The 12,400-nt window shown below is 68.6% G+C and carries 16 protein-coding genes; 11 read left to right on the top strand and 5 right to left on the bottom strand.

The annotated features are described in order from the left end of the window. Window positions 1–59: 59 nt before the first annotated feature. A complete protein-coding gene (locus tag VJ162_RS01715) occupies window positions 60–1,037 on the top strand; it encodes an aldo/keto reductase (RefSeq protein WP_324661977.1) in 978 nt (325 codons plus the stop codon). A gap of 275 nt (window positions 1,038–1,312) precedes the next feature. Here VJ162_RS01715 and VJ162_RS01710 read toward each other — a convergent pair whose 3' ends face one another. From VJ162_RS01710 to VJ162_RS01700, 3 genes are read right to left on the bottom strand one after another with little or no spacing between them, the layout of a single operon-like run. Continuing rightward, the gene (locus VJ162_RS01710; RefSeq protein ID WP_324661976.1) at window positions 1,313–1,648 is read right to left on the bottom strand and encodes a hypothetical protein; all 336 of its coding nucleotides are present in this window, start codon (window positions 1,646–1,648) and stop codon (window positions 1,313–1,315) included. After that, window positions 1,645–1,902, bottom strand: a complete 258-nt coding sequence (locus VJ162_RS01705; protein ID WP_324661975.1) for a hypothetical protein — start codon at window positions 1,900–1,902, stop codon at window positions 1,645–1,647. The genes VJ162_RS01710 and VJ162_RS01705 overlap by 4 nt, the downstream gene beginning before the upstream one ends. Beyond that, complete coding sequence (locus VJ162_RS01700) at window positions 1,899–2,399, bottom strand: macro domain-containing protein (protein ID WP_324661974.1); 501 nt, start codon at window positions 2,397–2,399, stop codon at window positions 1,899–1,901. Before VJ162_RS01700 ends, VJ162_RS01705 begins: the two co-directional genes overlap by 4 nt. 94 nt (window positions 2,400–2,493) lie before the next feature. Here VJ162_RS01700 and VJ162_RS01695 point away from each other — a divergent pair, with 94 nt between their 5' ends. The 6 genes from VJ162_RS01695 to VJ162_RS01670 all read left to right on the top strand — a co-directional run bounded on the left by VJ162_RS01695 (window position 2,494) and on the right by VJ162_RS01670 (window position 8,457). Beyond that, a complete protein-coding gene (locus tag VJ162_RS01695) occupies window positions 2,494–3,180 on the top strand; it encodes a YqjF family protein (RefSeq protein ID WP_324661973.1) in 687 nt (228 codons plus the stop codon). A 40-nt stretch (window positions 3,181–3,220) separates the two neighbouring features. Then, the gene (locus VJ162_RS01690) at window positions 3,221–3,910 is read left to right on the top strand and encodes a DUF2071 domain-containing protein (protein WP_324661972.1); all 690 of its coding nucleotides are present in this window, start codon (window positions 3,221–3,223) and stop codon (window positions 3,908–3,910) included. Between the two features lie 153 nt (window positions 3,911–4,063). Further along, window positions 4,064–4,789, top strand: coding sequence for an ABC transporter ATP-binding protein (locus VJ162_RS01685; protein WP_324661971.1), 726 nt, complete (start codon window positions 4,064–4,066; stop codon window positions 4,787–4,789). Window positions 4,790–4,808: 19 nt separating this feature from the next. Continuing rightward, window positions 4,809–6,203 carry a hypothetical protein gene (locus tag VJ162_RS01680; protein WP_324661970.1) on the top strand — a complete coding sequence of 465 codons (1,395 nt, stop codon included), beginning with the start codon at window positions 4,809–4,811 and terminating at the stop codon, window positions 6,201–6,203. A 72-nt stretch (window positions 6,204–6,275) separates the two neighbouring features. Then, on the top strand, window positions 6,276–7,640 hold the full coding sequence (locus tag VJ162_RS01675) for a hybrid sensor histidine kinase/response regulator (protein ID WP_324661969.1): 1,365 nt from the start codon (window positions 6,276–6,278) through the stop codon (window positions 7,638–7,640). A gap of 34 nt (window positions 7,641–7,674) precedes the next feature. Further along, window positions 7,675–8,457: an HAD-IIA family hydrolase gene (locus VJ162_RS01670; protein ID WP_324661968.1), complete on the top strand. Its 783-nt coding sequence runs from the start codon at window positions 7,675–7,677 to the stop codon at window positions 8,455–8,457. Here VJ162_RS01670 and VJ162_RS01665 read toward each other — a convergent pair. Next, on the bottom strand, window positions 8,444–9,748 hold the full coding sequence (locus VJ162_RS01665) for a PQQ-dependent sugar dehydrogenase (RefSeq protein WP_324661967.1): 1,305 nt from the start codon (window positions 9,746–9,748) through the stop codon (window positions 8,444–8,446). The two genes, VJ162_RS01670 and VJ162_RS01665, sit on opposite strands and share 14 nt — an antisense overlap. Window positions 9,749–9,878: 130 nt before the next feature. Here VJ162_RS01665 and VJ162_RS01660 point away from each other — a divergent pair, with 130 nt between their 5' ends. Next, window positions 9,879–10,127, top strand: a complete 249-nt coding sequence (locus VJ162_RS01660; RefSeq protein ID WP_324661966.1) for an MTH865 family protein — start codon at window positions 9,879–9,881, stop codon at window positions 10,125–10,127. Here VJ162_RS01660 and VJ162_RS01655 read toward each other — a convergent pair. After that, complete coding sequence (locus VJ162_RS01655; RefSeq protein ID WP_324661965.1) at window positions 10,120–10,599, bottom strand: metal-dependent hydrolase; 480 nt, start codon at window positions 10,597–10,599, stop codon at window positions 10,120–10,122. The genes VJ162_RS01660 and VJ162_RS01655 overlap by 8 nt on opposite strands. A 78-nt stretch (window positions 10,600–10,677) precedes the next feature. Between VJ162_RS01655 and VJ162_RS01650 the strand changes: the two genes are divergently transcribed. The 3 genes from VJ162_RS01650 (at window position 10,678) to VJ162_RS01640 (ending at window position 12,385) form a co-directional block, all read left to right on the top strand. Then, the gene (locus VJ162_RS01650) at window positions 10,678–10,830 is read left to right on the top strand and encodes a hypothetical protein (RefSeq protein WP_324661964.1); all 153 of its coding nucleotides are present in this window, start codon (window positions 10,678–10,680) and stop codon (window positions 10,828–10,830) included. Window positions 10,831–10,985: 155 nt separating this feature from the next. Next, a complete protein-coding gene (locus VJ162_RS01645; protein ID WP_324661963.1) occupies window positions 10,986–11,675 on the top strand; it encodes a metal-dependent transcriptional regulator in 690 nt (229 codons plus the stop codon). Beyond that, window positions 11,672–12,385 carry a TMEM165/GDT1 family protein gene (locus VJ162_RS01640; RefSeq protein ID WP_324661962.1) on the top strand — a complete coding sequence of 238 codons (714 nt, stop codon included), beginning with the start codon at window positions 11,672–11,674 and terminating at the stop codon, window positions 12,383–12,385. Before VJ162_RS01645 ends, VJ162_RS01640 begins: the two co-directional genes overlap by 4 nt. Window positions 12,386–12,400: the final 15 nt, after the last annotated feature.

The raw sequence follows: 12,400 nt of genomic DNA, 5'->3' as shown, positions 1-12,400 counted from the left end.
CGAATACCCCCGGCCGGCGTCGGCGGGTACTTTTTGCCGTCGGCGCCCGCCGTTCCGATATGGAGTACACCACACTCGGTTCGACCGGAATGGAGGTCAGCCGCATCTGTCTGGGCTGTATGAGCTTTGGCTCCTCGGAGTGGCGAGACTGGGTGCTGGACGAGTCCGAGAGCCGCGAGATAATCGAGCGGGCCATCGACCTCGGCATCAACTTCTTCGACACCGCGAACATGTACTCCGTCGGCGAGTCCGAGCGGGTGCTGGGGAACGTGCTTGCGGACTACGACCGCGACAGTCAGGTCGTCGCCACGAAAGGCTACTTCGAGATGGACGAGGGGAACCGCAACTCGGGCGGGCTCTCCCGGAAGACGCTCGAACAGGAGCTGTCGAACTCCCTGGACAGGCTCGGGATGGATACCGTCGACCTCTACCAGATTCACCGCTGGGACTACGACACGCCCATCGAGCAGACCCTCGGCGCGCTCGACGACATCGTCCGCCGTGGCCAGAGCCGCTACGTGGGGGCGTCTTCGATGTGGGCCTACCAGTTCGCCGAGGCGCTGCGGACGAGCGAACTCGAAGGTCTGGAGCGGTTCGAGACGATGCAGAACCACTACAATCTGCTCTATCGGGAGGAAGAGCGCGAGATGCTCCCCCTCTGTGACCGCGAGGGTGTCGGCGTCGTCCCGTGGAGCCCGCTGGCCCGGGGCTATCTCGCCCGCCCACACGAGGAGTTCGAGGCGACGACGCGGGGCCAGACGGACGACTACGCCCGCGAGCATCCCTACTTCGCCGGCGGCGGCCGGGAAATAAACGAGCGTGTCGAGGAGCTCGCGGGGGAGTACGACGCGACCATGGCCCAGATAGCGCTGGCCTGGCTGCTGGACAAGGAGTGGGTCGACGCCCCTATCGTCGGAACGACGAGCGTCAAACACCTCGAAGACGCCGTCGAAGCGCTGGACATCGACCTCGCCGACAGCGACGTCGCGTATCTGGAGGAACCCTACGAGCCGGTGCGAGTGTCAGGGCACGAGTAGGGAGGTGTGACCGGAGGGAACACCTCCAGTAGCGAGCGGCGATAGCCGCGAGCAGTAGCGAGGTTTGCGGGAGCGAAGCGACCGCAAACCTCGAAGCGGAGCGGGGAACGAAGTGACCCGCGGAGCAGTAGCGAGGCCGACCGTCGGAAGCCCTCGACAGAAGCGGGAGCGAAGCGACCGCAAACCTCGAAGCGGAGCGGGGAGCAAAGCGACCCGCGGAGCAGTAGCGAGGCCGACCGTCGGAAGCCCTCGACGGAACAGCGCAGTCGGACCCGTCACGGTACGCCGACGTGTTGGTGGCGCCGGAGGAGATACAGCGGCGCCAGCACGACCGTAAGCGGCGGCAGCAGCATCCAGTAGTACCAGCCCGAGGGCGCCCAGTCGGAGACGGCGGTGACGTACCGCCGGTCGAGGTAGACACAGACCGGCGAGCAGACCGTGAGGACGAACCCGGCAGCGGCAAGCGGCAGGAGCGGCAGCGTCGTGACCGGGTCCGGCGGCAAGAGCGCGGTCGCCGCCGCCTGAGCGACCATCACCACGACGATACCTGCGATGGGGAGCCACCAGCGCGAGGGTGGCAGCGTCCCCTCGCCGCTGGCTGTGCCGGTCACGGTATCCGACCTCCAGCACTCCCCGGCTGGTCGGTGCCAGCCTGCTCGTGGGTGTGGTGGAAAAACCGGATGAGCGGCGTCCCGTCGTCGCCGCTGACCGGCTCCAGACAGACCCGCTGGTAGCGGTCGTTGTCGCGCATGTTCACCAGCAGCCCCTCGTCGTGGACCGACACGGAGTCGAAGTCGGCGCCACAGACCGGGCAGACGACCGGCTCCGCCGAGCCGTCAGCGTCGGCCGCGGGGTCGTCGCTCACGCCCGCACCTCCGTCGCGATCTCTCGCAGCCGCTCGAACTCGTCGTCGTCGTAGGCGATGAGGCACGCGTCCGATAGCGACTCGGGCTCGAAAGCGGCGAGTTCCTCTGAGATGATACGCACCCCCTCGTCGAAGTCGAAGCCGGCGATGCCACAGCCAAGCGCCGGCAGGATGACCGACTCGCAGTTCAGCGCGTCGGCCTCCGCCAGCGCGTTCCGGGTCGCGTCGCGGATGCTCGCCGCCGTCGCCTGGCCGCCCGCGGGCATCGCCGCGGCGTGGACGACGTAGTCGGCGTCGAGTCGGTAGGCGTCCGTCGTCGCGACGCCGCCGAGCTCGACCGGCCCCTTCGCGACGGCCTCGTCGTCGATGCCGGACCCAGCCGCCCGCTTGAGCGCTCCGGCGACGCCCGCCCCCATCCGGAGGCTGGTGTTTGCCGCGTTGACCAGCGCGTCGGCGGACTGGGCGGCGATGTCGCCCTGCATGACGTCGAACTCCATACGTGACGGTGGGACCGACGGCGACATAGGTTTACTGGCGTGTGGTGGCCGTTCTCACGACAGTCCAATAGCCGTCGAGTTCCAAACACACCGTATGGACCTGCTACGGATGGAGTGGCGGGACGTTGGCTTCTGTCACTGGCCGGTCGAGCCGAGCATCGTCGCGGCGACGCTGCCGGACGGGCTGACCGTCGATATCACGGACGGCAAAGCCTGGCTCGGCGTCGTCCCCTTCGAGATGGCCGATATCCGGCCACGGGGGAGTCCCATCGGCCGCGCCTTCGGCGAGTTGAATCTCCGGACGTACGTCACCGACGGTGACACTCCCGGTGTCTACTTCTACAACCTCGACGCCGACGACCGGCTGAGCGTCGCCCTGGCCCGCCGGCTGTTCGAACTGCCGTACTACCGGGCGTCGATGACCGTCCGGCGGACCGACGACGGCGTTCGCTTCCGGAGCCACAGGACCGACGACCGCGCCCCAGCGGCCGACTTCGACGCGACCTACGGTCCCGCCGATGGGGCCGACGTCCACGAGCCGGCGCCCCGGTCGCTCGAGTCGTTCCTGGTCTCGCGCTACCGGTTCTACGTCGCCGACGACGCGGGGACCATCTACTACGCCGACATCGACCACGACCCATGGCCGCTACAGGACGGGACGGCCGAGATCCGGACGAACGACCTCTTCGCAGCCAACGGGTTCGACCGGCCCGCGGGCGACCCGGTAGTGCACTACAGCCCCGGTATCGACGTGACGGCCGGACGGCTGCGGCGGCTGTGACCGACGTGACACTCAAGAGGGCGGAGTCCTGACAGCGGATATGTCGAGGAAGCCGCTCACGGTCCATGTCGCGGACGTCTGTTTCTGTCACTGGCCGGTCGACCCCGATGCCCTGGCGCGGACGCTCCCCGACTGGCTCACCGTCGAGCGGGCGGCCGACGACGCATGGGTGACCGCCATCCACCACACCGTCGCCGGCGTCTCCGCGTTCGGGGTCGACCTGGGGAACCCGGCCGAGTCCGTGACGGTCCGGACCTACGTGCAGGGGCCCGACGGCCAGCGCGGGCTGTACTTCTTCGCGGCCTTCACCACGGACCCGATAGCCAGCGCCGCCGGCCCGCTGTTGCGCCTCAACTACCGCGACGGCCAGGTGACCCGCCGTGACGCCGACGGCGAGGGCCGGTCCGAGCGGACGCTGGACGTCGACGGCCGGCGGGCGCTCACTGTCCGGTACACGCCCGGCGAGGAAGCCGCGACGACGGCGCCGCCGGACTCTATGGCGGCCTTCTTCGTCGAGCGGTTCCGCGTCTTCGCTGAGGGGCCGCTGGGGACCAGAGTCGTCGGACACGTCGGCCACGACCCCTGGGAGCTGGGACCGGTCGAGGCGGCCGTCGAGGGCGACTTGCTGTCGGTACTGGGCCTCCCCGAGCCGGTCGGCGACCCGCTGGTCCACTACAGCCCCGGAAACGAGCTCGGGGTCGCGCCGTTCCGGCCGCTCGCGTTCGACTGAACCTAAACTGACGCCAGTCGCGTGCCCGTTCACCGCCTGTGCCGTCCTGTCCACAGACTGTGGATGGCCTAGCCGGCCGGGCGAGTCCTGCCAGTATCAATCCCGGCAACGGGGCCGAACCAGTAAAGGGAGGACTGGCCGGTAGTTCGAGACATGGCAGCTATCGAGACGACGGGCCTGACCCGGCGCTTCGGCGAGGTGACGGCGCTGTCCGGGCTCACCCTCTCCGTCGATGAGGGTGCCCTCTTTGGCCTGCTTGGGCCCAACGGCTCCGGGAAGACGACGACCATCGAACTGCTGACCGGGCAACGTGAGCCAACGAGCGGGTCGGCCACAGTCGTCGGCCACGACCCGGTCGCGGAGCCGATGGCGGTCAAGCGGGCCATCGGCATCCTGCCGGAGCGGGAGGACCCGCCGAGTTTCCTGACGCCCCGGGAGTATCTCACCTTCGTCGGCGAGGTCCGAGAGATGGACGACGTGGACGAGCGAATCGAGACGTGGGCCGAGCGCCTGGAGTTCGCCGGTGTGCTCGATGCCCTGTCGACTGGGCTGTCGGAGGGGGAGCGCCAGCGGGTGATGCTCGCCGCCGCCTTCCTCCATGACCCCGACCTCGTGTTCATCGACGAGCCGCTGGTCAACCTCGACCCCATCATGCAGGAGCGGGTCAAGTCAGTGCTGGCGGACTACTGCGAGCGGGGCAACACGCTCTTTCTCTCGACACACTACGTCGACGTGGCCGCCGAGCTCTGTACCCACGTCGGCATCGTCGAGGACGGCGAGCTAGTCGCCGAGTGTGACCCCCGCGAGATGAGCGAAGGCGAGTTGCTGGCGTACTTCATCGCCGAGGTGGGCGGCGAGGCCGCGGAGGTACGGGCGTGATGGGGGTGACTGGTCAGACGTGACGGGGGCGCTGTTTCGCTGGATGGTCTGCGAGGAGTGGCGCCTGCACAGCCACCTCTTTGGCGGCGCTCGATTCGGGGCGTTCCCGCTCGTCGTCGCCCTGCTCACGGCCGTCGGCGCGTGGCTGTTGCCGATGACCGGCACGCCGATGGCGACGGTGGCGAGCGGGCTGGTCGCGCTCGTCGCCTTCTTCGGGCTGCAGGTCGGCACCATCGGGCTGGTCGGCCGGGACGCGCTGCGGGACGTGCTGGGCGAGATGACGCTGCTCGTCTTCTCGGCGCGGACGCTCCCGCTGTCGTTCCGGCGGCTGCTCGCTACCTTTCTCCTGAAAGACATCTGTTACTACACCGGGTTCGTGCTGACCCCGGCCGTCGTCGGCTACGGAGTCGTTGCGGTCGCGTCGGGAACGACGCCGGCGAGCGTCGCCGTGTTGTGGGTCGCCGTCGTCGCCGCGTTCGCCTTCGGCGCGTCGCTGTCGCTCGCGCTCGTCGCCGTGGCGACCCGCAGCCGGCTGGCGTTCGTGGGCGCGCTCGCCGCCGGGGCGGTGGTCGTCGTCGGGCTCGGCGTCGATCCGGTCGCGTACACGCCCTACGCGCTCTATGCCGACCCGTCGATTTTCGCGGCCGTCCGCGGCGTCGCCCCGACGCTGGCGCTCGCGGCGGTCGGGGTCGCCCTGTTCCGGCCGGTCGACGACGCCGGCTCGGCCCGCCATCGGGCGACAGAGCGGCTCTTCACCGGCGTCTCGGACCCGCTGACCAGGCAGTCGCTGCTGTCGGTCGCCCGCTCGTCGGGCTCGGTCGGCAAGGTGGTCTTCTCCATGGGCGTGCTGTTTGCCGTCACGGCGCTACTGCTCGGCCGAATCACCGCCGCGACCGGTATCCAGCCACAGCCCGGGGTCGCCTTCGGGACGCTGCTGGGGCTGGGCGCGTTCACCACCTACAGCTGGGTCACCCAGTTCGACTCCCCGCGGGCGTACCTCCGGTATCCCGTTGCCTACGCCGACGTGTTCGCCGGGACCCTGCGGGCGTATCTGGCCCTCTCGCTTTCGGCCGCGGCGGGCTACCTGGCCGTCGCGACGCTGTGGTACCCCGCGGCGGAACTGGCCGTCGGCGCGCTCGTGGTGCCCGGGGTCGCCGTCTACGTCTTCGGCGTTGCGGCCTATCTCACGGGGCTGTCGCCGAACGAGCTGCTGTTCGACACGGCGCTGTTTGCCCTCTTCGGGGCCGCGCTGGCCGCGCTGGCGGTCCCGCTACTGGTCGCGTCGCTCGTCGTCTCGGTCGCCCCGACGGCCGCCGTCGGCGGGGCAGCGGGGCTCGCGACGGGTGCCGGCGCCGTCGGCTGGTGGCTGACCGGGCGGGCCGGGCCGCGATGGGAGGGGCGACTCCGCGGATAATGGTACCGAACAGACAGTTCCCCGTAGGTACAAGTGTGGAAGCGTGTTCGAATACGGTAGACGAGGAGAGCAATGTCTAAGGGAGATATCAGGGCGCTGGTGGTCGACGACAGCGAGTTCTTCGCCGACATGACTGCGGAGACGTTGAGCCAGGAACACGACATGGAGGCGGTCTCGGTCCACAGCGGGACCGAAGCCGCCGAGCGACTGGCCGAAGAGGAGTTCGACTGCGTCGTCAGCGACTACGAGATGCCGGAGATGGACGGACTGGAGCTGCTGTCGGCCGTGCGTGAGGACGACCCGTCGCTTCCTTTTATACTGCTTACCGGGCGGGGCGACGAGGAGACCGCGAGCGAGGCGATAAACGCCGGCGTGGCCGACTACCTGCTGAAACTCGAGGTCGTCGAGGACAAGCAGTACGGCCGGCTGGCAAACCGCATCGAGAGCGTCGTCGAACAGGACCGGACCAGAAAGAAGTTCGAGTCGCTGGTTGCGAACTCGCCGGACGGTATCGCACACCTCACCGGAAAAGGGGTCCTGCTGTCGGCCAACCCGTCGATGGCCGACTGGCTCGGGACGACCCCCGAGGCGCTGTCGGGCGAGCGACTGACCGACGTTATGGACACCGAGACCGCCCGCCGACGGGTCGCCGCGGCCCGAAAGGCGATCGAGGACGGCGAGACGGTCGAGACGACGGATTCGCTGGACGGGCGCCACTACCAGAACCAGTTCGTCCCCGTCGAGAGCCACCGCCAGCGGGCCACCGTCCAGCTCGTCTCCAGAGACGTGACCGAGCAAATCGAGCGCCAGCAGGAGCTGGAACGGCAAAACGAGCGGCTAGAGGAGTTCGCAAGCGTCGTCAGCCACGACCTGCGCAACCCGCTGAACGTCGCCGACAGCGCCCTGGAACTGCTTGACGTGGACGACGATGACGACCTGGTCGGGAAGATAGACCGCTCGCTCGACCGGATGGGCGAGATCATCGAGGACGTGTTGACGTTGGCTCGCGAGGGGCGGGCCGTCGACGAGCCCGAGTGGGTCGATATCGGGACGCTGGCCGAGGCTGCCTGGGCCGACGTGGAGACCGAGGAAGCGACGCTATCGGTGGCGGCGACCGGCGAGATGGAGGCCGACCCGACCCGGGCGCGGGACCTCTTTGCGAACCTCTATCGCAACGCCGTCGAACACAACGACTGCCCCGTGACGGTGACTGTCTGCGATTTCGAGGACGGGTTCTACGTCGCCGACGACGGCTGCGGGGTCAGCGACGGGAGCAGCGTGTTCGAGATGGGGCACTCGACGGCCGACGACGGGATGGGCATCGGGCTGGCCATCGTCGCCCAGATAGCCGACGCCCACGGCTGGCACCTCGAGCTCACCGACAGCGACGCCGGCGGCGCCCGGTTCGAAATCACCGACGTGGCGCGGCGCGAGTGAGGGGCTTTTGACCCCTGACTCCATAGCGGGGGCCATGACAGTCCGGGGCGTCCTGCTGGACCTCGACGGAACGGTGTATCACGAAGACAACCCGCTGCCCGGGGCGCCGGAAGCGGTCGACCGCCTGCGCGAGCGGGACCTCTCTATCCTGTTTTTCTCGAACAATCCGCTCCACGGCGGCGAGGAGTACGTCGAGCGCCTGCAGTCGCTGGGCGTCGATGCCCGGCCCGGGGAGGCCTGCTCCTCGGCCGTGGTCACGCGGGCCTACGTCGACGACCACCACGCCGGCGACGACGTCTTCGTCATCGGCTCGGACTCGATTCGGGACCGTATCGACCGCGGCCAAGCGACCGTCGTCGACGAGCCCCGCGAGGCCGACGTGTTGCTCGCCTCCTGGACCGACGAGTTCCACTACGACGACATGGTCGACGCCCTGCGCGCGCTCGACACCGGCACCGTCTACCTGGGGACGGACCCCGACCCGACCTTCCCCGGGCCGGACGGCCACCCGGTCCCGGGGACCGGCGCCGTGCTCCGGGCCATCACGGGCGTCACGGAGCGCGAGCCGGACCGGGTGCTGGGCAAGCCGTCCGAGGTCGCCATCGAGGCGGCACTCGACCGCCTCGACCACGACCCCGAGGACATCCTCGTCGTCGGTGACCGCCTGGAGACGGACATCATGCTGGGAGAGCGCGCGGGGATGGAGACGGCGCTGGTGATGACCGGCGTCACCGACGACGCCAAGCTCGCCGCCAGCGAGGTGAAACCCGACCACGTGCTGGACTCGCTGGCCGACGTGGACGCTATTCTGGAGTAGCGTCGGTCGCTCGAACCCGGTGGACCGCGCCGCCCGAATCCCCGGTCGAACAGACAAGCAACTCGCCAGCAGGCGTCCGGCCGAACGAGAGCACCCGCGGGCCGATGCCGGAGATGGGAACCGACGACAGCGACCAGCCGTCCTCGCCCTCTGTCGCGACGAACAGCTCCCCCTCCGCGACGTAGTCGGCAAAGACGTACCGCCCCTGCAGGCGCGGGATGTCCCCCCCGTCGTAGACGTGACCGCCGATAACGGAGACGCCGGTGATGCCGTCGCCCTGGTGGGGGTACTCGATGATAGGGTCGACGAGCGGGTCGCCGTCGGGGCCGGTCGTCGGGCACTCCTCGCTTCGGAAACAGTGTGCGCCCTCGCGGACGTTCCACCCGTAGTTGCCGCCCCGCTCGACGACGTTTATCTCCTCGTAGCTGGCCTGACCCACGTCGGCGACAAAGAGGCGCCCGTCCGGGCCAAAGGAGAACCGCCACGGGTTGCGAAAGCCCCAGGCGTAGTGTTCGTCTAGGCCGGGTTCGCCGACCAGCGGGTTGTCCTCGGGGATGCCGTACGGTCGCCCGCCCTCCCCCTCCGAGGTGGTCGCGTCGCTCTCGCCGCCGTCGACGTCGATGCGGAGGAGGCTCCCCAGCAGGTTCTCGGTGACGTCCTGCCCGTTGCCGCCCTCGACCGCGTCGTACCAGTCGTCGACGTGGCCCCGGCCCTGGTCGTTGCCGCCGCCGCCGTCGCCGACGGCGACGTAGAGGTAGCCGTCCGGCCCGAATCCGATGGCACCGGCGTTGTGGTTGGCCTGTGGTTCCGGGATTTCGAGGAGGACGCGCTCGCTTTCCTCGTCGAGCCGACCCCCGGAGAGCTGGAACTCGGAGAGGACGAACGTGTGTGAGTAGTTCGACGGCATCCGCTCGCGCAGGGGCGCGCTGTAGCGGACGTACATCCGGCCCGACCCGTCGGACTCCGGGTGGAGCGCGATGCCGAGCAGCCCCTTCTCGCCGCCCGGCTCGGCCATCCGGTCGGTCAGGTCGGCGGCCACAGCGGGGGACGCCCCGGCGGATTCGACGTACGACACCTGCCCGAACTGGTCGGCGACGAAGTACTCCCCGGGGCTCGGGGCGGTCACGTCGACCGGGGCCCGAAACCCGCTGGCAACCGCGTCTCCGGCCAGTTCAACTCCCCCGAGAGGCCCTGCCGGTGTGCCGGTAGATTCGGACGACGAACAGCCCGCCAGTGCGGCCACGGAGAGGGCCGAACCGGCGAGAAACTGCCTGCGAGTCGGCGTGTACATACCGGTACGTGCGGTGGCGTAGCCTTGAACCACCCGACTCGTGGCGCCGCCGGTCCCGAAATAAACGCTGAACAACGGGAGAGTGTACCCCTGTCGAATTCTTTATTGGCCGGGTTGTGTAACCGACAGTATGGTCGACAAGGCCGAACTCCGCGAGCAGTTCACCGAGGCGTTTCAGGACGCAGATTACCCCATCTCCAGCCCGATGGACCTCGTACCGGCCCTGCCAAGCGGCCCGTCGACGAAGTTCGAGTCGGGGGAGTTCTCGATGACGGCGATGGAGCTGAACACCAAACTCGACGGGGAGTTCCCCTACGAGAGCGTCGACGACTTCGTCGACGACGTGATGGCGTCACTGGAGTCCCAGGACCTCATCTAGCGACGGTCAGCACCGCGACCGTGACGGCGATACCGAGCGCCAGCAGCGCGTAGTTCGCCAGCGTGTTGTCCGCCCGGCAGAGGTCAGCGGTGTAGTGCCGGTCCGAAACCGGCCAGAAGGGCGTGATTCCCATCGGTGTGAGGGCGTCTGCGAGCAGATGTGAGACGATAGCGGCGGTGCCGGCGGCCCCGACGACGGCGAACGCAACGGCCGCCTCGACACCCGCGCTCCGCCCGAGCAGCCAGCCGAGAGCGCCCAGCGTCGCGCCCACCGTGAGGGCGAACCCGAGCGTGTGCGTGCTCCCGCGGTGGGCCACGCCGGGGAGCCGCTGGTCGATATCGGGAAGCGAGGCGAGTGAAAGCGAGACCGCGCCGCCACCGACCGCGAGCGTGGGCCGCCCCAGCAGTAACAGCGCCAGCCCCAGCGGCGCGTAGACGACGAGTGCGGCCCCCTGATGGCCGAGCCGGTACATACCACCCGGTTGGGCTCGACAGCCCCTAACCTGTCGGTCGGTACCGGGGCTTATGTGGCCGGCGCGGCAAGTAGGCCCATGTTACTGCCGACCGTCGTCGAGACCCTCATCGCGACTTTCGGCCCGTTCCTCATCCCGGCGACGCTCTTTGCGCTGGGGGCTGTCGGCTATCTGTTCCTCTATCTGCTGACTCGGGCCCGCCGGGAGACGTACGCCGACGACGGACTCTGATACTGGTGGCAGTACCAAGCAGACGGAATTCGCCACCGCGGATGTCGCTACGAACGTCCGGCAACCAGTATGGGCCGCGACAGCGATAAATGTGGGCCGTTCAATATTTGTTTTGGACCAGTATACTTTTGAGTTAGACTAGTCTAAACCAGTGTATGTTAAGTGCGAAGATGGAGGACTATCTGAAGACGATCTACCGGCTCGAACGGGAAAACGAGCCGCCCGTGGCGACCTCGACTATCGCCGACACGCTGGACGTGACACCGCCGACGGCCACGAGCATGGCGGAGACGCTCGCCGACCGGGAGCTCGTCGAGCGCGAGAAATACAAGGGCGTCACGCTGACACCCGAGGGCGAGAAGGTCGCACTGGAGGTCATCCGCCACCACCGGCTCCTGGAGACCTTTCTCACCGAGGAGCTGGGGTACGACTGGTCGCAGGTCCACGAGGAAGCCGAAATCCTGGAACACCACATCAGCGAGGAGTTCGAGCGCCGCGTCGCCGCCGCCCTGGACGACCCCGACGTCGACCCCCACGGGGACCCGATTCCCAGCGACACGCTGGACCCAATCGACGACATCCCGGCGTCGGCGCTGGCCGACCACGGCGAGGAGAGCCGGCTGCTGGTCGCCCGCGTCCGTGACCGCGACCCCGAGGAGCTGACGTATCTCGACGGCGCGGGCATCCGTCCCGGCGTCGAACTCGTCGTCGAGGAAGTGGCGCCCATCGGGATGGTGACGGTCCGGCTGACCAGCGGCGAGACGGTGGCGCTGCCCGACCACATCGCCGACGCCATCCAGGTCTGCAACCCCGAGGACGCCGTCGAAGAGGTGACCGAGGCGTGAGCGAGGTCACGTGGCTCGGCGTCGTCGCCATCGCCGCTGGCGCACAGCTGGCCGTGCTGCCCGGCGAGAAGGTCCAGTTCATCATCGCGGGCCTTGCCACTCGATACCACCCGGCGATGGTCGTCGCCGCGGCCGGGACCGCCTTCGCCGGCTGGACGGCCCTGGAGATCTGGCTCGGCAGCGCCGTCACCGACCTCCTCCCGGGCATCTACCTCGACGCGATGACCGCCGCACTCTTTGTCTTCTTTGCCTACCTGCTGGTCAGAACCGCACCGCAAGAGGGTGCCCCCAACCAGGAGGCCGCAACGGGCGCCCTGACCGACGGCGGCGAACTCGACGTGTCCGTCCCCTACGTCGACTGGCAGGTCCCGAACAAGCTCGGTGGCTTTCTCCCCATCTTCGCGTTGATGGCCTTCGGCGAGTTCGGCGACAAGACCCAGCTCATCACCATCTCGCTGGCCGCCCAGTACCCCGCCTTCGGGACGGCTATCTGGACCGGCGAGATGCTCGCCATCATCCCGGTGAGCATCGCCAACGCGCTGTTTTTCCACAGGTTCTCTCACCGCTTCGACCTCCGGAAGGCCCACTTCGTCGGCGCCGTCCTGTTCCTCTTTTTCGCCGCCGACTTCGCCCTGAAGGTCGCCTTCGGCGTCTCGGTGTGGGAGACCGTCGTCGCCGCCGTGGCGAACGCGTTGCCGCTTTCGGTTTAGGACCGAACACAGCCA

The sequence above is a fragment of the Haloarcula sediminis genome (assembly GCF_035656455.1).
In the GTDB taxonomy this organism is placed as follows: Archaea; Halobacteriota; Halobacteria; order Halobacteriales; family Haloarculaceae; genus Haloarcula; species Haloarcula sediminis.
Note: the sequence above shows the minus strand (reverse complement) of the source record. Positions and strands in the feature narration are given on the sequence as shown.

Coding starts and splice junctions, on each gene's coding strand:
- VJ162_RS01715 (WP_324661977.1), top strand. CDS start 60: ATGGAGTACACCACACTCGGTTCGACCGGAATGGAGGTCAGCCGCATC.
- VJ162_RS01700 (WP_324661974.1), bottom strand. CDS start 2,399: ATGGAGTTCGACGTCATGCAGGGCGACATCGCCGCCCAGTCCGCCGAC.
- VJ162_RS01695 (WP_324661973.1), top strand. CDS start 2,494: ATGGACCTGCTACGGATGGAGTGGCGGGACGTTGGCTTCTGTCACTGG.
- VJ162_RS01690 (WP_324661972.1), top strand. CDS start 3,221: ATGTCGAGGAAGCCGCTCACGGTCCATGTCGCGGACGTCTGTTTCTGT.
- VJ162_RS01685 (WP_324661971.1), top strand. CDS start 4,064: ATGGCAGCTATCGAGACGACGGGCCTGACCCGGCGCTTCGGCGAGGTG.
- VJ162_RS01675 (WP_324661969.1), top strand. CDS start 6,276: ATGTCTAAGGGAGATATCAGGGCGCTGGTGGTCGACGACAGCGAGTTC.
- VJ162_RS01670 (WP_324661968.1), top strand. CDS start 7,675: ATGACAGTCCGGGGCGTCCTGCTGGACCTCGACGGAACGGTGTATCAC.
- VJ162_RS01665 (WP_324661967.1), bottom strand. CDS start 9,748: ATGTACACGCCGACTCGCAGGCAGTTTCTCGCCGGTTCGGCCCTCTCC.
- VJ162_RS01660 (WP_324661966.1), top strand. CDS start 9,879: ATGGTCGACAAGGCCGAACTCCGCGAGCAGTTCACCGAGGCGTTTCAG.
- VJ162_RS01655 (WP_324661965.1), bottom strand. CDS start 10,599: ATGTACCGGCTCGGCCATCAGGGGGCCGCACTCGTCGTCTACGCGCCG.
- VJ162_RS01650 (WP_324661964.1), top strand. CDS start 10,678: ATGTTACTGCCGACCGTCGTCGAGACCCTCATCGCGACTTTCGGCCCG.
- VJ162_RS01645 (WP_324661963.1), top strand. CDS start 10,986: ATGTTAAGTGCGAAGATGGAGGACTATCTGAAGACGATCTACCGGCTC.